Annotated in this window: 15 protein-coding genes and 1 pseudogene; 9 read left to right on the top strand and 7 right to left on the bottom strand. The window is 65.3% G+C overall.

All coding sequences use genetic code 11. The annotated features are described in order from the left end of the window. From JWR89_RS05520 to JWR89_RS05500, 5 genes are all read left to right on the top strand, one after another. Window positions 1-2095, top strand: a 2095-nt coding sequence (locus JWR89_RS05520) for a TonB-dependent siderophore receptor (protein WP_299712769.1), incomplete at its 5' end; no start/stop codon positions are given. A gap of 19 nt (window positions 2096-2114) precedes the next feature. Continuing rightward, complete coding sequence (locus JWR89_RS05515; RefSeq protein WP_366142969.1) at window positions 2115-3251, top strand: PepSY-associated TM helix domain-containing protein; 1137 nt, start codon at window positions 2115-2117, stop codon at window positions 3249-3251. After that, window positions 3248-3439, top strand: a complete 192-nt coding sequence (locus JWR89_RS05510) for a hypothetical protein (RefSeq protein ID WP_299712767.1) — start codon at window positions 3248-3250, stop codon at window positions 3437-3439. The genes JWR89_RS05515 and JWR89_RS05510 overlap by 4 nt, the downstream gene beginning before the upstream one ends. Before the next feature lie 254 nt (window positions 3440-3693). Continuing rightward, complete coding sequence (locus JWR89_RS05505) at window positions 3694-5394, top strand: cache domain-containing protein (protein ID WP_299712764.1); 1701 nt, start codon at window positions 3694-3696, stop codon at window positions 5392-5394. 411 nt (window positions 5395-5805) lie between these two features. Continuing rightward, window positions 5806-7881, top strand: coding sequence for a HAMP domain-containing methyl-accepting chemotaxis protein (locus JWR89_RS05500; RefSeq protein ID WP_299712761.1), 2076 nt, complete (start codon window positions 5806-5808; stop codon window positions 7879-7881). A gap of 385 nt (window positions 7882-8266) precedes the next feature. Here the strand turns inward: JWR89_RS05500 and JWR89_RS05495 are convergent, their stop codons facing one another. Both JWR89_RS05495 and ybaK read right to left on the bottom strand, forming a co-directional pair. Then, complete coding sequence (locus tag JWR89_RS05495) at window positions 8267-8545, bottom strand: DUF3551 domain-containing protein (protein WP_299712759.1); 279 nt, start codon at window positions 8543-8545, stop codon at window positions 8267-8269. 183 nt (window positions 8546-8728) lie between these two features. Continuing rightward, window positions 8729-9202: a Cys-tRNA(Pro) deacylase gene (ybaK, locus tag JWR89_RS05490; RefSeq protein WP_299712757.1), complete on the bottom strand. Its 474-nt coding sequence runs from the start codon at window positions 9200-9202 to the stop codon at window positions 8729-8731. Window positions 9203-9283: 81 nt separating this feature from the next. Between ybaK and JWR89_RS05485 the strand changes: the two genes are divergently transcribed. Then, the gene (locus JWR89_RS05485; RefSeq protein WP_299712754.1) at window positions 9284-9529 is read left to right on the top strand and encodes a hypothetical protein; all 246 of its coding nucleotides are present in this window, start codon (window positions 9284-9286) and stop codon (window positions 9527-9529) included. Window positions 9530-9552: 23 nt separating this feature from the next. Next, complete coding sequence (locus JWR89_RS05480; protein WP_299712751.1) at window positions 9553-9720, top strand: hypothetical protein; 168 nt, start codon at window positions 9553-9555, stop codon at window positions 9718-9720. Between the two features lie 17 nt (window positions 9721-9737). Here JWR89_RS05480 and JWR89_RS05475 read toward each other — a convergent pair whose 3' ends face one another. The 5 genes from JWR89_RS05475 to aspT form a co-directional block, all read right to left on the bottom strand. Next, window positions 9738-11636, bottom strand: a complete 1899-nt coding sequence (locus JWR89_RS05475; RefSeq protein ID WP_299712748.1) for an adenylate/guanylate cyclase domain-containing protein — start codon at window positions 11634-11636, stop codon at window positions 9738-9740. Window positions 11637-11678: 42 nt separating this feature from the next. Beyond that, complete coding sequence (locus JWR89_RS05470) at window positions 11679-12194, bottom strand: FecR family protein (RefSeq protein ID WP_299712747.1); 516 nt, start codon at window positions 12192-12194, stop codon at window positions 11679-11681. Window positions 12195-12500: 306 nt separating this feature from the next. Next, the gene (locus JWR89_RS05465; protein ID WP_299712772.1) at window positions 12501-13376 is read right to left on the bottom strand and encodes an alpha/beta hydrolase; all 876 of its coding nucleotides are present in this window, start codon (window positions 13374-13376) and stop codon (window positions 12501-12503) included. Window positions 13377-13579: 203 nt separating this feature from the next. Beyond that, window positions 13580-15184 carry a bifunctional aspartate transaminase/aspartate 4-decarboxylase gene (locus JWR89_RS05460; protein WP_299712744.1) on the bottom strand — a complete coding sequence of 535 codons (1605 nt, stop codon included), beginning with the start codon at window positions 15182-15184 and terminating at the stop codon, window positions 13580-13582. 52 nt (window positions 15185-15236) lie between these two features. After that, entirely contained in the window at window positions 15237-16946 is a 1710-nt protein-coding gene (aspT, locus tag JWR89_RS05455) for an aspartate-alanine antiporter (protein WP_299712741.1), read from the bottom strand. Window positions 16947-17501: 555 nt separating this feature from the next. Here aspT and JWR89_RS05450 point away from each other — a divergent pair. After that, window positions 17502-18794: an adenylosuccinate synthase gene (locus tag JWR89_RS05450; RefSeq protein WP_299712738.1), complete on the top strand. Its 1293-nt coding sequence runs from the start codon at window positions 17502-17504 to the stop codon at window positions 18792-18794. A 54-nt stretch (window positions 18795-18848) separates the two neighbouring features. Then, window positions 18849-19141: pseudogene (locus JWR89_RS05445) on the top strand (hypothetical protein); the annotation flags it as partial.

Genomic DNA, 19141 nt, shown 5'->3' with positions numbered 1-19141 from the left:
CACCCCGCGCGCGGCCCGCAGCGCCGCGGTTTCCCGCGCGCCCGTCGCGCCGCGCAACGCGCCGTTCGTTGAAAATCCCCGTGGCGCCGTGCAAGGCTACGTCGCCAACCGCAGCATGGCCGGCACCAAGACCAACACGCCGATCAACGAGACGCCGCAGGCCATCTCGGTGATCTCAGCCGAGCAGATCCGCGACCAGAAGCCCTCGAAATTCGACCAGATCCTGAACTACACGGCCGGCGTGGCCGCGGGCACGTTCGGCGCAGACAACCGCAACGACTGGTTCCTGATCCGCGGCTTCAAGTCGGACGACAACAGCGTGTTCCTCGACGGCCTGCAGTTGTTCTACACGTCCTATGCGAGCTGGAAGCTGCAGCCTTTCAACATGGAGCGCGTCGAAGTGCTGCGCGGTCCGTCGGCGATTCTGTATGGCGGTTCCAGCCCGAGCGGCATCGTCAACGTCGTCAGCAAGATGCCGCAGGCAGAGCCGATCCGTTACGTCGAGACCGGCGTCGATAATTTCGGCAACGGCTATTTCGCCTTCGATATCAACACCCCGATCGCCCTCGCGCCGGAAAACGGCAAGCTGTATACGCGCTTCGTCGGCCAGGTGCAGAACGGCGGAACCCAGACCGACTACACGCCAAACAACAACTACTTCATCGCGCCGTCGGTGACCTGGAAGCCCGACGCCGACACCACCCTGACGGTGCTGGCATCGGCATCCTACAACGAGACCCGCGCCGCCAACTTCCTGCCCTATGTCGGTACGGTCGTTGACGCGCCGTATGGCCGCATTCCCACCAAGCTGTTCGTCGGCGATCCCACCCAGGATCAGTTCAAGCGCGAGCAGGAAATGCTCGGCTACCAGTTCGAGCGTCATCTTTCCGACAGCGTTACCTTCCGGCAGAATGCGCGCTTCGCCCATACCGACGTCAACTACACCGGCCTGACCGGCAACGGGAACGCCAACCTGGCGACCGGCGATATCGCGCGCTACAAGTTCGGCACCCGCGGCATCGCCAACCAGGCCAATCTCGACAGCCAGGTCGAATATCGTTTCGACACCGGAATCCTGAGCCACAAGGCGCTGGTCGGACTCGACCTCAAATACTATCAGCTCGCCGAAACCCAGGGCTTCAACTTCGGCTGGGCGTCGATCAACGCGTTCAGTCCAACCTACGGCAACGTCGTCGATCCCGGCGGGTTCTCCAACTACCGGGACGGCAGCTTCACGCAGAAGCAGCTCGGCGTCTATCTGCAGGACCAGATCAAGCTCGACCGGCTGACGCTGGTGCTGAGCGGCCGCAACGACTGGGTCGATGTCGGGCGCGAAGACCGGCTGGCCGGCGGCACCAATCTCAGCCGCGAAGACAGCAAGTTCAGCGGCCGCGCCGGCCTGATCTACAACTTCGACAACGGTCTCGCGCCGTATGTGTCGTACGCGACCAGCTACAATCCGGTCGTCGGCCTCAATGCGGCGAACCAGTTGCTGCTGCCCGAAACCGGCGAGCAGACCGAGGTCGGCGTCAAGTTCCAGCCGAACGGCTTCGACGGCCATTTCGGCGTCGCGCTGTTCGACCTGAAGCGCAAGAACGCGCTGAGCACGCTTCCCAATTCGGTGCCTGTTGTGCAGACGCAGAACGGCGAAGTCACCTCGCGCGGACTTGAGCTGGAAGCCGTCGCCAATCTGGCGCCGGGCTTCAAGGTCACCGGTTCGTTCACCACCTACAACCTGTTCGTCAGCAAGGATCTCGATCCGACGCTGGTCGGCACCGTGCCGACCAATACGCCGCGGCAGATGGCGTCGGGCTGGGCCGACTACACGTTCCAGGATGGCTGGCTGCGCGGCTTCGGCTTCGGCGGCGGCGTGCGCTACGTCGGCTCGTCCTTCGCCGACACCGCCAATACCCTGCCGGTGCCGTCGCGGACGCTCGGCGACGCCGCGGTTCACTACGAATGGCAGAACTGGCGGCTGGCGGTGAACCTCACCAACATCACCGACGAGATTTACGTCGCCAACTGCGCGGGCACCGTGTCGTGCTTCTACGGCGATCGCCGCCGCGTTGTCGGCAGCATCGGCTACAAGTGGTAACGCCTGAGAGGAGGCGGCACTGAAAGCGCGAACGGCCCGCATCTGGTCCTGGGTCCACAAATGGACCAGCCTGGTCTCGACAGTATTTCTACTGCTGTTGTGCCTGACCGGCCTGCCGTTGATCTTTCATCATGAGATCGACGCGGCGCTGGGCTATGCGCCGAAGCCGGAAGCGCATCAGCTCGGAGCGCAAAAACTGAGCATCGAGGCGATCGGCCGCGCCGCGCTGGCCGATCATCCCGGCAGCGTGCTGCAGTATTTGGCCTGGGACAAGGACGAGCCGGCCAGCGTCACCGCCTTCACCAACACCGCGGTCGACGGCGCGCCGGACAATGCCGTCGTCAAGTCGTTCGATGCCTATACGGGCAGGCCGCTCGGCCTGGTCGGCGTCGGCCCGATGCTGATCGTGCTGAAGCTGCACACCGACGTGTTTCTTGGCCAGCCCGGCAAGCTGTTCATGGGCGCGATGGGCCTACTGTTCATGCTCGCGATCGTTTCCGGCGTCGTGCTGTACTGGCCGTTCACCCGGCGCCTGAACTTTGCAACCATCCGCGCGGAGAAGTCGCGCCGCATCGTCTGGCTCGACTGGCACAATCTGCTCGGCGTCATCACCGTGGTGTGGGCGCTGGTGGTCGGTGGAACCGGGGTCATCAATACACTGGCGGAAGTGATGCTGAACCAGTGGAAGTCCACCGAGCTGGCGGCGATGGTGGCGCCCTATGCCGGCCGACCGGCGCCGTCGCACCTCGCCTCGCTCGATGCCGTGGTCGGCAACGCCATGAAAGCCGCGCCGGGGATGGATGTGTCCTTCATCGCTTTTCCCGGGACGCCGTTCACGTCGTCGCATCACTTCGCCGCCTTCATGCGCGGCGACACCACGCTGACCGCGCGCGTCGTCAAGCCGGTGCTGCTCGACGGTGAGAACGCGTCCGTTGCTGCCGCCGGCGAGCTGCCGCTCTATCTCAAGGCGCTGCTGGTGTCGCAGCCGCTGCATTTCGGCGATTACGGCGGCATGCCGCTGAAGATCATCTGGGCGCTGCTCGACGGGCTGACCATCGTCGTGCTCGGTAGCGGGTTGTATTTGTGGTGGGTGCGCCGCAAGAAGACGCGTCGCGTCGCGCGCCCCGCCGCGCCGGTGTTGCGGCTGACCTCATGAAGCCGACCTCGCGCCGTGCCGGCGGCTGGCTCCGCGTGTTCGGAATCCCGGTTGTCATCGGCGTGCTGTCGCTGGCCGGGCTGCTGTCGGCGCTGCTGCTCGACGAGGCCGGGCGGGTGTTCTCATGGTTTGCCGTCGGCCTGCCGGCGGCGATCGCCGCATGGGTTTTTGCCAGCGGCAAACTCTAGCCACATGACAAGCGCCAGCGTCGATTTGGCGCGGCACTTTGGTATCATGATGCCGAAGTTTTGGCGTTTGTGCACGATCACATCGTTCGGCCGCCTGCGTCGTTAACGTGTCCCATACGGGTCGTGGGTACATTCACATGTATAGCAACCGCGCCGCAGGCGCATTCCCGTCGTGTGAATGTCCGATTGTCGCGCGCGCGTGGCGATGACCAAATTAGTATTTTAGCGGCTCGATGCCCGTTCAGGAGATTGCCATGTCATCACCGAGCAGCCCCAAGCCGCGCCGCAGCCTCGGCCTTGTCGCCCGCATCATGGTAATGTCGGTGTCGGGCATTCTGGTGCTCGGTGTTTGCGTCACCGGCGTCGCCAAGTTCGTGCTGGAGCGCGGCGCTGCGAAGACGGCGGCGGAGCGGGTCGATACCAATATGCGCGTGGCGTGGGATGCGCTGCGCACGCGCGGCAGCACCTTCAAGATCGAGGACGGCAAGCTGTTTGCCGGCACGAACGTGCTCAACGGCGACGTCAGCGTGGTCGACAAGATCAAGACCCTGGTCGGCGGCACCGCCACCATCTTCATGAAAGATACAAGGATCGCGACCAACGTCATGAAGCCGGACGGCGCCCGCGCCACCGGCACTCAACTGGCGCGCAGCGCGGCCTATGAATCCGTGATCGAGCGCAAGACGCCGTTCCGCGGCGAGGTGACGATTCTCGGCGAGAACTACATGACGGCCTACGACCCGATCCTCGACGCCCAGGGCGACGTGCTCGGCATCCTCTATGTCGGTATCAAGAAGGTCGAATTTCTCGAAACCGCCAACGAGACCCTGTGGTTCATCATCTATGCGACGGTCGGCGTGATGTTCCTGGCCATCGTCGCCAATTTCATCGCAGCACGCAACGGCGTGGCGCGGCCGCTCAAGGCGAGCATCGCCGCCATGAAACGTCTGGCGCAGGGCGACCTCACGGTGGAAACCCCGGTGTCGCGCCGCGGCGACGAGATCGGCGAGATCATGACCGCGTTGGCGGTGTTCAAGGCCAACGGCCTCGAGGTCGAGCGCATGAAGACCGAGCAGAGCGCCGTCGAACAGCGCGCCGCCGGTGAGCGGCAGCGCGAGATGATGAAGCTCGCCGATGGATTCGAAGGCGCGGTCGGCCAGATCGTGGAGAAGGTGTCGTCGGCGTCGAAGGAACTCGAGGCTTCGGCCGGCACGCTGACGTCGATTTCGGAGCGTTCGCAATCGCTGACCGTGGCCGTCGCCGCGTCATCGGAAGAAGCCTCCACCAATGTGCAGTCGGTAGCGTCGGCCACCGAGGAGATGTCGTCTTCGGTCAACGAGATCAGCCGCCGCGTGCAGGAATCCGCACGCATTGCCAACGATGCGGTCGGGCAGGCCAGCGAAACCAACCGGCGCGTCGGCGAACTGGCGACGGCCGCCAGCCGGATCGGTGACGTCGTCGAGCTGATCAATTCCATCGCCGGGCAGACCAACCTGCTGGCGCTCAACGCCACCATCGAAGCGGCGCGCGCCGGCGAAGCCGGCCGCGGCTTTGCGGTGGTCGCCGCCGAAGTGAAAGCGCTCGCCGAGCAGACCGCGAAAGCAACCAGCGAGATCAGTCAGCAGATCAACGGCATCCAGGCCGCGACGCAGGACTCCGTGGCCGCCATCCGCGAGATCGGCAGCACCATCGGCCAGATGTCGGAGATCGCCTCGGCGATTGCCTCCGCGGTGGAAGAGCAGGGCGCCACTACCCAGGAGATTTCACGCAACGTGCAGCAGGCCGCGCAGGGCACGATGCAGGTCAGCGCCAACATCGCCGATGTGCAGCGCGGCGTCGATGAATCCGGCTCGGCCGCCTCGCAGGTGCTGTCCGCCGCGCAATCGCTGTCCAGTGAGAGCACGCAGCTCAAGCTGGAAGTGGACAAGTTCCTGAATTCAGTGCGCGCCGCCTGAGCCGAGGGCCGGTATCAATCGTATCATTCCCCGGACGCGGTGCACTGCGCCGCCTCTTGCGATGCGTAGCATCGCTGGGGCGGCGTGGTGCGCCGCAGATCCGGGGTCCCGGTTGCTTGCGAAGAGAGAAACCGGGATCCCGGATCTGCGGAGCGGCATAGCGGCGATGCAAGGGCATCGCCTGAGAATGCCGCACCGCGTCCGGGACACGATTTCAACGCGCCGTCGCGTGGACGATTCGCATGAACTCCCGATGATAGTTCGAATGTAGCAACGGGAATGCGGAAGAAGTCCGCAGATCCTGCTCCCACTACCGAACTACCATTCGCGCGTCTGTGGTCGTCCGGATCGTTAAGCCGATCTTATGCCCTCTCCAATAGATTCGGCGGAACGAAATAAGGGAAACGCATCATGCAAATCGGTCGGCTGTTTTCGCTATCAATGCTCTCGGTGACCGGATTGGCTGTCTTGTTGGGTGCTGAGGTGATCGTGCCCCAGTATAACACCGTCGCCAGCAAGAGTGATGCGATCAAGGCCGTGGAAGCCTTTGGTGCTGTTCTGGTGGTCGGGCAGAGCATGGCGGCCCAGCGAGCGCCCTATGTCGGCCCGCTGTTTCAGGAAGCCGCCGCCACCCCGGCGCAGCTTGAGACCGTTGTCAAAGTAGCGAAGGTATCCGACCAGGCGTTCGCCAACGCGCGGGCTGCCGTCGGCGCGCTCAGCGACGGCGAGCTCGTGATCGATGGCCTGAACGCTGCGGCGGTAAGCCTTTCCGAAGTTCGCCCAGCCGCCGACCGCGCCATGATTGTCCCCATGACCGCGCGCGATCCCGCGGTGGTCAAGGGCTTCCTGCCCGGCATCGGCAAGGCCATCGCCATGGTCGAGCCGCTGCTGAACCGTCTGGAAAACAAGGTCGCCGTTGCCGATGCCTCGCTGACGGCGCTGCTGAGCGTCGCCCGGACGGCCCAGGACATCCGGGTCTCCGGCGGCAGTCGTGCGGCGACATTTTCGCTTCCGCTCAGCGCCCGGCGTCCGCTGACGGCCGCAGAAATTTCTACGATGGACCGTGGCCAGGGTCGTATCGATAGCGGTCGCGAACGGATCGAGGCCACCGTCGATCAGCTTGGCAAGCCCGAGCGTCTTGCCAAACCGCTCAGGGTCGCGATCGAGGGCTACTTTGGGCGCGTAGCGCCAACCATGGAAAAGGAAATGCCGGCCGCGCGCAGCGACGGTAAATATGCCATGACGTCGGGCGAATTTGCTGAGGCCATCGTACCGGCCATTGAGGCCTTCATCGTGGTGCGCGACGCGGCGCTGGCCGAGGCGGCAGAGCGGGCAAAGACGGCCCGCAACGAAGCCTTGCTGATGCTCGCGCTGACGTGCGCGGCCGTGCTGACCCTGCTTGGTGTCCTGGCCGGCGTCACGGTGATGCTGCGCCGCCGGGTGATTACGCCGCTGGCAACGATCACCGAGGCGGTCAGCGAGCTTGCCGCCGGCCGGCACGAGGTTGCGATTCCCGCGACGGACCGCACCGACGAGATCGGGACGATGGCGAAATCGTTGCAGATCTTCAAGGAGGCTCTCGTCGCCAAGAAGGCCGCCGACGAAGCGGCTGCCGTCGAGGCCGATGCCAAGATCCAGCGGGGCCAGCGCGTGGACAGGCTGACCGGCGACTTCGAAGCGATGATCGGCGAGATCGTCGATATCGTATCGTCCGCGTCCACCGAACTGGAAGCTTCCGCCGGCACCCTGACATCGACCGCCGAGCGGTCGGAACAACTGACCACGCTGGTCGCGGCCGCTTCTGAAGAAGCCTCCACCAATGTGCAGTCGGTCGCGTCTGCCACCGAAGAGATGTCCTCGTCGGTCAACGAAATCAGTCGCCAGGTTCAGGACTCGGCCCGCATCGCCCATGAGGCGGTGGAGCAGGCGCAGAAAACCAACGACCGCGTCGGTGAACTGGCAAAGGCGGCGGCCCGCATCGGCGACGTCGTCGAACTGATCAATACCATCGCCGGGCAAACCAATCTGCTGGCGTTGAACGCGACCATCGAAGCTGCGCGGGCGGGCGAGGCCGGGCGTGGCTTTGCCGTTGTCGCCTCCGAGGTAAAGGCGCTGGCCGAGCAGACCGCGAAGGCTACCGGCGAGATCAGTGCGCAGATCAGCGGCATTCAGGCCGCGACGCAGGAGTCGGTCGGAGCCATCCGTGAAATCGGCGATACCATCGGCCGGATGTCGGAAATCGCCTCGACGATCGCTGCGGCCGTGGAAGAGCAGGGCGCCGCCACCCAGGAAATTTCCCGCAACGTGCAGCAGGCCGCGCAAGGAACCCAGCAGGTCTCCGCCAATATCACCGACGTGCAGCGCGGCGCCAGCGAGACCGGCACGGCGTCGTCGCAGGTATTGACCGCCGCGAAATCGCTGTCCGGCGAAAGCGCCCGCCTCAAGCGCGAAGTCGCCAACTTCCTGAATTCGGTGCGCGCCGCCTGAGACGGGGCTGGAGTCTCATCGTTTGGATTGAAAACAGGGGCCGTTTCCCGGACGCGGTGCGGCATTGTTATGCCGCTCCGCAGGTCCGGATCCCGGTTTCTTTCTTACGCAACCGGGACCCCGGATGTGCGGCGCACCACGCCGCCAAGAAGGCGGCGCAGTGCACCGCGCCCGGGGACCGATATCACTATGTCTAATACCAGTTCGGCAGATAGACGATCGCACAAATGACATTGCCGATCATGATCGCCGCGAGCATGCACCACGCGACGTCACGGTCCGGTTTGATGTCCATGGCTTGCTCCACATGTCGTTGTGCAGCAAACCCGCGCTGACTGGCAATGTTCCGGCGTCTGGTATCGATCCAGTCTGGAGGCCGTCAAAACTACCAGCCGCGATTCCAGCCGTTGTCCCAGCCATCCCCGGAACGGTCGCGGACCACGCGGCCCTGGCGCCGCTGCTCGCCAAACGCCAGCCGCGGATTCAGAATGCAATCGCCGCGCTGGCCGCTCACGGTAGCCATGCACTGTCGGTAAGACGTGAACGAGCAACTCGGATTGAAGCCGTTGAATGAGGTCCGTTCGCACCACGGATAATCGCGGGCGATGCCTGGCGTGGCGCCGAGCGCGGCGAGGACAGCGGCGGCTGCGAGAATGGAACGCATGGTTTCTCTCCCTTGTTTTCGTCTCGATAATTCGCAAATCAAGTCGCTGTTCCCCCGCAGAACCCTTGCGTCAATGCTGCGACTTGCCACCCTCCGCTTTGACGGGAGTCCTTGTCCGGTGATTGCCCGCCGAATTGAGTCTCAGTCGTCTGACACAAGGTTCATGAGTATCCTCCCGCACATTCACTCCGTCAGCGCCGCCGCCATCGCCTGCAGCGCGGCGAGCGCATCGTTGGGAGCGATCTCGATCTGCAGCCCGCGCTGGCCGCCGTTCAGAAAGACCGTGGCGTCGGCCAGCGCGGCCTGTTCGATGACGGTGGGCACGCGCTTCTTCTGGGCGAACGGGCTGATGCCGCCAACGTGATAGCCGGTCAGCCGTTCGGCGTCGGCCGGGCGCATCATCTTCGCGGTCTTGCCGCCGAACGCCGCGGCGAGCTTCTTCATGCTGACCTCCTTGTTGGAGGGCACCACGACGCAGACCGGCCGGCCATCGACCTCGGCCATCAGCGTTTTCAGCATCCGCCGAGGCTCGACGCCGAGCGCCGCTGCGGCCTGCAGGCCGATGCTGTCCGCTTGCGGATCGTAGTCGTAGCTGTGCAGCGAGAAGGCGACGCCGAGTTTCGTCAGCGCCAGCGTCGCCCGGGTGGTTTTCGACATGTTTCTTTCCCGGCGGTTACCGGCCTCCGGAACCTGTTGCAATGCTCCACGTTCCCCCGGGTACAGCCCGAGGAGGACGTTATGGGACTAGCGACTTACGCCATTATCGCGACCGGCAAAACCGTTACGGAAGGCTCTGAGAGATCCAGCAAATGGGGCATCCTGCACGACGGCAATGTCGAGGGCATCTACGACACCAAGGAATCTGCATTCGAGTCCGCCGTCGCCGCCGCCTCGCTGGCGGTGCGCGAGGGGCATGAGGTGCATGTCAGCGTGCCCTCCAGCCTGGCCGGCAACGGCACGGCGCTAGGCGGCGCCACCAACTGATCTCGATCTTAGAAAGAGCCGCCATGAGCCAGGAAACCCCCAAAGACGATCCGCGCCAGCGCACCGACTGGAAGCCCTATCCCGGGACTGACAAGCCCTGGAAGCAGCCCGCGCAAAATACGCAGGATCCCGCGGCGCAGGACACGCCAAAGCCGGATCTGGAAAAGTGGAGCGAGACGAACACCCACTGAGCCAGCGACGGCGCTGGTCAGTGCAGCGCCAAAGCTTCCGCGCCGTCGGGCTGACCTGTGGCGGCGGCATGTCGCCACAGGCACGCGCGAATGGTACCGGCGCGGCCGCGGATCATCACCTCGGTAGGCCCGGTGAGGCTGCCGGTGGCGAGCAGCGCGCAGTCGTCGCCCGCCGCGCGCAGCAGGTCGTCGCTGACCGCGACCTCGACACCATGGCCGGCCGCGATCTCCATCAGGCGGCTGGCGACGTTGACGGAATCCCCGGTCGCGGTGATGTGCTGGTAACTGCCGCCGCCGAGCCGTGAGGCGATGATCTCACCAAAATGGGCGCCGATCTTGAAGCCGATCTGGTTGGCAATCGGCGATGGCAGCTCGCGCATCCATGCCGCCGTCCGCACGCTCAGGCCGACGCAGCAGCGTGCGGCGTTGGCGGCATCGATATCGCTGGCGTGCGGCAGCCCGAACAGGATCATGGCGCCGTCGCCCATGAAGTTGATGACGACGCCACCATTGCCGATCGCCTCGCGATCGACCAGCGCGTGAAACGATTTCAGGATGTCGCGCACCGCTTCGCCGCCCAGCGTTTCGCTGAGCGCGGTGAAGCGCGACAGGTCGATGAAGACGATCGCCGCGTTCTGCTGCACCGGCCGCAGCAGGAAGTCGGGTTCGGCGAGCAACCAGTCGTGCAGGCCGGGCGCCTGGAACGGACGCATCAGGCGGCTCCGGGCCGCCAGAACCTGGGTCTGGGTTCGCCCGGCCCAGATCTGCAGCGCGCCGAACAGCAACACCGGCGGCGCGGCGGCGGCGATCGGCAGCGCCGCGCTCATCCAGACGCCATGCCAGTAGGCGGCAACGTTGAAGGCGCCCCAGACCGCGGCCACCGCCGCGATGGCGATCAGGCCGATGGCGTTGCGCCGCCATGCCAGCAAGCCGACCGAGATCATCGCCAGCGCGATGGCAATGCCGGCGTCGGCGAGGCGCACCGCGGGATTGCGCAGCAGCGCGTCGCCGGCCAGCAGATGGGTAATCCCGGTGGCCACCACCTCGACGCCGGGCGTCACCGGGTCGAACGGCGTCGGAAAGAAGTCGCCGCCGCCGGTGACGGTGACGCCGACCACGACCACGCGGCCCTCGACATCGGCGCGCGCCAACTGGCCGTTCAGCACGGCGCCGGCGCCGACGGTGCGAATGGTGCCGTGCGGACCATAGAACGACAGCGGCAGCAGATGGCCGACATCGGTCGGAATGTCGGCGCCGGCCAAAGCGAACGCGTTTCGTGCGATGGTCGGATCGTTGTGCGAGGCCGCCGAGGCGGCGCGCAGCGCCAGCGATACCAGTACCGCATCGCCAGACCGGAACAGCATCGGAATCGAGCGCGGAATGCCGCTCGGGTCGGTGGTCACGTTGACGATGCCGGTACCTGCCTGGTCGGCGAAGATTTTTTGCGGCAGCAGGAAGCGCGCGGCGCTGGGCAGGTCCGCGAACGGGCTGTCGTCCTGGGCGGCCACGGTCTGCCGGCTGCGGTCGAACACCGCCGCCGCGGCGATCACCGCGTTGGTATCGCCGAGCGCGCGGGCCAGCGCCGCGTCGCCCTCGGGCGGGCCGGGATCGAGCAGCAGCAGATCGACCACGACGAGTTTCGGCTTGTGGCGCGCGATCTCGTCGATCAGCGCGGCGAGCGTGGCGCGCGGCAGCGGATAGGCGCCTCTCTCGCGCACCACGGCATCGTCGATGGCGACGATGGTGACGAGATCGGGCGGCGTCCTCGCGCCGCGCGCCAGCACCCGCAGGTCGGTCAGCGTGGCCTCGAAGCGGTCGAGAAAATCGCCGTCGCGGCCATAGCCGAACGCCAGCGCCGCGGCCCACAGTCCGGCCAGCACGATCGCGATCGGGGTTTGCAGGGCGCGGGCTTTCATCCTCGGCGGTCTCATTCGTTGAAAAGTGTCGTTCCGGCCGCGCTAGCGGCCGAGCCGCGCCATCAGCGCCGCGACGCGCGGCGCGCCCCAGCGTTTCACCTCCAGCGGTGCGGAGCTGGCGGCATCGACATCGACGCCTTCGCCGGGGCCGAGCACGACCTGGCCCGGCGCCGTGGTCCGACGCACGGCGACGCGGCCGGTATCGACGAATACCGAGGTCTTGGTACCTTCGGCATCGACCGCCCATTTGGTGCCGCGCACCGCGGCGATCGCCTGCGGCGTGATCACCTCGAACGGCTTGCCGGTCTTTTTCTTCGGCGCCTCGACGAACACCGCCTTGCTCTGCAACTCGACGGCGTCCACATGGCCGTTGCCGTCGCGGTCAAGCAGCGTGAACTGCGCGCCGCTCTCGGCGACGATGGTCAAGCCGGCGCCGCAACGCAGCGTTTGCGTGCCCGCGGCCGATGGTTGCGCCGTGCAACCCATACCGGCCTGCTGCGCCGACGCGGTACCGAGACACGCGCCCAGCGCGAGCGCCGCCAGGATGAAAAGTCTCATCATCACACTCCCTACAGGCCCCGGTGGTTAGGCGGGCGAGGCGTCGGAATGTTCAATCCCTGCGCGCATGGCTCTATTGCGCGCTGGCGTGACTCGTAGGGAGGTATTTATATAAGGCGGAATGACGGCGATCGAACTGGATGGGTCGATGTCATTGTGATGTCGGGCATTTCCGTCCTACGCCGCCGCAATGGCTTCGCAGGGGACGCTCACACTTCGCGACTGACGCGGCCTATGCCGCAGGGCGCAATAGCGAAGCGTATGGCGCCGACACGGCGGATGACGCTCGAATCCGCCTACGATTGCTTACCTGCGCGGGAAGAACGACAGGATTTCCTGCAGCGTCTCGGCCGGCCGTTCCTCCTGCAGCGTATGGCCGCAATCCAGCGCCCGGCCTTCCACCTGCAAGGCCTTTTCGCGCCACAGCGCGATCACGTCATAGAGCGCGCCGACGGTGCCCTGGCCGCCCCACAGCGCCAGCAGCGGCGCCTGGATGCGGGCCTCGGCATCCGCCGCGTCATGGTCGAGATCGATGGTCGCGGCGGCGCGATAGTCCTCGCAGATGGCGTGACGCGTCGCCGGGTCGGAATAGCAGCGCAGATATTCCGCGAAGGCCGCGGCCTCGGTGGCGCCGGCCACCTTGTTCTGGCCTTCGACGTGCTTGCGCAAAAAATATTCCGGATCGGCTCCGATCATCCTCTCGGGAAACGGCGCCGGCTGGATCAGGAAGAACCACCAGAAGTACCGGGTCGCGAATTCCTTGTTGGTGAGGGCGTACATGGTCGCCGTGGCGACGATATCGAACAGTGCCAGCTTTGAGACCGCGTCCGGAAAATCCAGCGCCATGCGATGGGCGACGCGCGCGCCGCGGTCGTGGCCGACCACGCCGAATCGGCGATGTCCGAACGCCTGCATCACGGCGACCATGTCGCCTGCCATCGCGCGCTTGGAATAGGCGATGTGGCGGTCGCCGCCGTCGGGCTTGCTGCTGTCGCCGTAACCGCGCAGGTCGGCGGCGATCACCGTGAAATGCTTCGCCAGTTCCGGCGCGATCTTGCGCCAGGTGACATGGGTCTGCGGATGGCCGTGCAACAGCAGCAGCGGCGGACCGTCGCCGGCGACCGCCGCGCGGATGGTGATGCCGTCGCCGGCGGCGACGTCGCAGAGCTGGAAACCGGGCATCAGCGGTGCTGGCCCGAGTGGTTTGATGTCAGGATGATCGGGCAACGGAAACTCCTCGGCGGCGCCGCAGGATGGTCCCGGCGCCGGCACGGCGCAATAGCGACCTGTCCGCCGCAGCCCGAACAGCGCAGACGGAGACATGTCGCTCCGCCCTGCCAATATTCGGCCGCTCCCTGCGGGAGCCAGACTGCGCGCCTGCAATGCTACTTTGCGGCTTTCCCCTTATTGAAGTCCGCGAAACACTCATCCAACACCTGTCGGGTGAACCGTCCGATCGAGGCGTATTCGATCTCGGTCAGGTTGGCGAGCGACACCCGCGCCGAGGTATCGACCACCTCGAAGCCGTTGCCGGGCAGCAGCACCACGCCGGTCTCCTCGGCCAGCCGGAACAGGAAGCTGATGCCGAGATCGCTCTTGATGAACCAGGCCTTGAAGTCCGGCCCATACAGCGTGCCGCCGATCTCCTGCAGGTCGATCAGCGAGTAGTAGTTGACATCGTTGAGCTCATGCGGCGCGACCACGCCCATGTTGCGGTACAGCGTCTGGTAGCGCTTGCGGATCAGTTGCTTGGCGGCGTCCTTGTAGCGGTGGTCGCGGTCCATCAGCCCGTTCAGCGCGAACAGCGCCATCTGTAGCTGTTGCGGCACCGACAGGCCTGCGGTGTGGTTCAGCGCCACGGCACGGCTGTCGGCAACCAGCCGGTCGATGAAGGCGATCTCGCGCGGCGTCGTGGTGAGCGAGGCGTAGCGCCTGTCGAGCAACAGCTTGTCGGCTTCCGGCAACGCTGCCAGCGCGGCATCGAAAACGTTGTCATTATGCAGCGCCATGGCGCCGAGCCGCCAGCCGGTCGCCCCGAAGAATTTCGAGAACGAATAGACGCACAGCGTGTTGCGCGGACACTTGGCGAACAGCGAGACGAAATCGTCGGCGAAGGTGCCGTAGACATCGTCGGTGACGATGAACAAATCGGGCCGCTTCTCCACCAGCTTCGCGAGCTGATCGAGCACGGCATCCGACAGCTTGGACGACGGCGGGTTGCTGGGATTGACCAGGCAGAAGATCTTGACCGCGGGATCGAGCAGCTTGTCGATCTCCGATTGCGGCAATTGCCAGTCGTCGAGCCGGTCCATCCGGACGTCGACGATCTCCAGCCCGTATTCGGCCAGCACCGGGATTTCCAGATAGGGCGAGAAGATCGGGGTCGCGATGGCGATCTTGTCGCCGGGCTTGACCAGCAGGTTGGTGCGCAGGGTCTGGAAGATGTAGGTCATCGCCGCGGTGCCGCCCTCGGTGGCGAACACCGAGAAGTCGCCGCGCGGCGGCAGCGGCCCGAACATCTCCTGCGCAAGATAGGCTTTGACGATTTCCTCGGTGTGAATCAGCATCCGCGGCGGGGTCGGATAGTTGCAGCCGAGGAAGGCGCTGACCATTTCGAACAGGAACGATTCCTGGTCGAGGCCGAGCTGGTCCTTGATGTAGGACAGTGCGGAACGCAGGAAGCGCACGCCGTCCGAGGTCCGGTGATGGATCGCATAGGCGTCGAAGCGCGTGACGATGCCGTCATGCTCGGGCAGTCCGCCGAAGCCGCTGTCGAGATAGGAGTAGGAACGCTCGGCTTCGCGCAGCGAGAAATCGCCGAGGCTGAGAAACGCCCAGCGCGGCAAGGTCGCCAGAAAATTCGGATTGCCGCGGCCAGCGTTCAGCATCAGGCGCTGCGCATCCGAGGAGGCGGTTTCGATCAACTGGTCCTTCAGTTCGAACGGGCTCAGCTTGGCGTATTGCTTGTAGTTCCGATTGGGGTCCAGCATGACGAAATCCTCGGTAGTCGATGGAAGGTGTCGGCGGAAAGTGTCGATGACGTTATGGTGTGGCGTTGGTGGTGATGATGCCGACGATCAGCGGTCCCCACAGGGTCAGGAACACGTTGGCGACGGCGTAGGTGACGGTGAACGACACCACCGGCGTGGCGTTGCCGGCCTTTTCCAGCAGCGCGGCGAAAGCCGGGTTGGCGCTGCGGCCACCGGCGACGCAGGCCAGCGCCTCGATCGGATTCTGGATTCGAAGCACGTAGTAGGAAAAGAAGAAGCCGACGATCTGCGGGATCAGGGTGACGCCTACGCCGAGGAAGAACAGCGTCAGGCCGTGCTGCTTGATGGCCACCAGCGCTTGCGGACCGGCGGAGATGCCGACGATGCCGACAAATACGGCGAGACCGAAATCGCGCAGGAAGTTGGAAGCGCCCTGCGGCAATGCCGCGAAGTTCGGATGCACGCTGCGCAGCCAGCCGAACAACAGTCCGGACAGCAGGCAGCCGCCGCCGCTGCCGATCGAGATCGGAATGCCCCAGATCCTGAACTGGATCATGCCGAGCAGCAGGCCGATCAGCATGCCGATGCCGAAGAACACGAAGTCGGTCACTGCCGCGGCGGTGATCTTGTAGCCGATCTTCGACTGCACGCGGTTGAGGTCTGCCGGGCTGCCGGTGAAATGCAGCTCGTCGCCGCGCTTCAACGCCAGTTTGTCGAGCACCGGCAGGTCGAGGCCCATGCGCTTGACCGCGGTCAGGAACACGCCGTGGCGGGTTTCGACATTGGCATGATCGTGGATGTCGCCGATGGTGCGGCCGTCCAAAGCGCGGCTGGTGAGAATGATCTCGCGGTTTTCCTGCACCAGCAGCAATCCGTTTGGCGGCGTAATCTCCTTGCCGAACAGCGATGATGCCGTCGCCAGCTCGGCGATCTTTCCGGTGATCGCGACGCGGTCGCCGACCGCGACCGTCGTGGCGTCGGTGAGGTCGAGGGTTTTGCCCTCGCGGTAGATCGCCTCCACGGATGCGTCGGAAAGCTGCCGATCGATCGCCAGCGTCGCGAGGCCTGCGGCCTTGCTGTCGCCGGTGACTTGATAGATCCGGGTGGCGATCGGGCTGGCCGCGTTGAACTGCCCGGGATCGAGCTCGCCGCGCCCGCCGGACAGTTGTGCAGCGAGCTTGACGGCCTCGGCGCGGATATTCCACTTCATGATCAGCGGCAGAAACCAGCTCACCATGATGATCGGACCGAGCGAGCCGAAAATGTAGCAAACCGCATAGCCGACGGCGACGTTGGTCTGCATGGTCTTCATCAGTTCGGGAGACAGGCCGAGCTTGCCGATGGCATCGCCGGCGGTGCCGATGATCGCCGATTGCGTCAGGCCGCCGGCGGCGAGCCCCGCGGCCATGCCGCGGTCGAGCCCGAACAGCCATGCCGCGCCGAGCACGCAGAGCAGGCCGGTGAAACACATCACGAAGGCGGAGACGAGCTGGTTGATGGAACGGCGATTCAGCGCGTGGAAGAACTGCGGGCCGCCCTGGAAGCCGACCGCATAGATAAACAGCGCGAAGAAGATGCCCTTGATGCCGGCGTCGATGTTGACGCCGAACTGGCCGATGATGACGCCGACCAGCAGCGTGCCGGCGATGCCGCCCAGCGTGAAGCTGCCGATCTTCAGCTTGCCGACGAAATAACCGATGGCGATGGTGAGAAACAGCGCGAGCAATGGCTCGGTCGTCATCAATCGATGCAGCAGGGCCATGAGGTCTTTCAAGAATTGGAGATGGCCCCGGAGCGGGGCGGTCGCGGGAGATGCGGGCGGATAATCGGCGGGCAGTCGGGTCGGGTGTCGATCGCTGTGACGTCGGGCATGCGCCTGTGCGATTTCCGCCGTATTCCCGGCCCTGCGCCGGTAGAGGGGAATCGCCGTCCTTCACCTGGGACAAGTCATAGTCGGCTTCCGTACACTTGACTTTGATCTAGCGCATGGTCGTGGCCGATTGTGCCGCTCATGCTTTGTCAGGGTCGTCGCTCTGCCGGAGCGCGATTTGTCATGGCCGCACCTCGCCGCCCGCCGCATTCCCGCCACACGGCTCCGGATTTTCAGGGGATATCAAGGGTTTGCCGACGCCGTGCGAGGGCCTTTTAGGGTCGTTCCGGCTTGCTTCCCCAGGCGGCATCCGTTATCCCCGGTCATGCCTCGCATGCGAGCGGCCGCGGCCGTGTTTGGCTGGGCGCAGCGGCATGATCCGGGAAACGGCAGACCGTTTCTCGTCCGATCATGCTTCGACACGTGAATTGCAGGGATTACCTCGAAATGGCCAATGTTGTCGTCGTCGGCGCCCAGTGGGGCGACGAGGGAAAAGGCAAGATCGTCGACTGGTTGTCGGAGCAGGCCGACATCGTCGCCCGTTTCCAGGGCGGTCATAACGCCGGTCATACGCTGGTCATCAACGGCACCACCTACAAGCTGGCGCTGCTGCCCTCGGGCGTGCTGCGGCCCTCCAAGCTCGGCGTCATCGGCAACGGCGTGGTGTTCGATCCGCAGGCGTTCCTCGACGAGGTCGGCAGGCTGCAGGCGCAGGGCGTGCACATCGGCCCGGACAATCTGCGCATCGCCGAAAATGTCACGCTGATCCTGCCGCTGCACCGCGAACTCGATTCGCTGCGCGAGAACGCCAGCAAGGCCACCGCGATCGGCACCACCCAGCGCGGCATCGGCCCGGCCTATGAAGACAAGGTCGGCCGCCGCGCCATCCGGCTTATGGACCTCGCCGACCTCGATACGCTGCCGCACAAGATCGACCGCCTGCTGACCCACCACAACGCGCTGCGCCGCGGTTTCGGCCTGCCGGAATTCGACGGCGCCACCATTCTGGAAGAACTCTCGGGCTTCGCGCCGCAGCTACTACCCTACGCGGAAGCGGTGTGGCGGCTGCTCGACCAGAAGCGCCGCGAGGGCAAGCGCATCCTGTTCGAGGGCGCGCAGGGCGCGCTGCTCGACGTCGATCACGGCACCTACCCCTACGTCACCTCGTCGAACACCGTGGCGGCGCAGGCCGCGACCGGCACCGGCATGGGTCCGGGTTCGGTCGGCTATGTGCTGGGCATCTGCAAGGCCTACACCACCCGCGTCGGCGCGGGTCCGTTCCCCACCGAGCTCGACAACGAGATCGGCCGCCGCATCGGCGAGCGCGGCCGCGAATTCGGCACCAATACCGGCCGTCCGCGTCGCTGCGGCTGGTTCGACGCCGTGCTGGTGCGGCAGACCGTGCGGACCTGCGGCATCCACGGCCTGGCGCTGACCAAGCTCGACATTCTCGACGGCTTCGACACCATCGAGGTCTGCGTCGGCTACCTGCTGGACGGCAAGGAAATCGACTATTTGCCGGCCGGCGAGGGCGCCCAGGCGCGCATCGTGCCGATCTACGAGACCATCGAAGGCTGGAAAGAACCTACCGCCAATGCCCGCTCGTGGGCCGATTTGCCGGCGCAGGCGATCAAGTATGTGCGCCGGGTCGAGGAACTGGTGGGCTGTCCGATTGCTTTGCTTTCCACCAGCCCGGAACGCGAAGATACTATTCTGGTGCAAAACCCGTTCGAGGCTTAACGAACTATTACCGGAATGCCCGCAAAGTGCGGGCATTCACAGACTCGAGTACCGATGGCTGATTACTACCCGCTGATTGCCCGCGCCATCGCCGGACTGGACCCCAGTGCCCCCGGCGACCAGCGCCGTGCGCTCTATGAACGGGCCCGCAGCGCGCTGATCGCGCAGTTGCGCAGCGTCGAACCTCCGTTGAGCGAATCCGAGATCACCCGGGAGCGGCTGTCGCTCGAGGAAGCCGTCCGCAAGGTCGAGTCCGAGGCCGCGGCGCGCGCCCGCGATCTCTCGCGCGGCGACGGCAAGCCGCGCGCCGGCGACGCCTTCCGCAACAGCAACCCGCGCAGCGCGCC

Source organism: Tardiphaga sp., assembly GCF_028290785.1.
Taxonomy (GTDB): domain Bacteria; phylum Pseudomonadota; class Alphaproteobacteria; order Rhizobiales; family Xanthobacteraceae; genus Tardiphaga.
The sequence above is the reverse complement of the archived record's forward strand: the minus strand, read 5'-3'. Positions and strand labels throughout refer to the sequence as shown.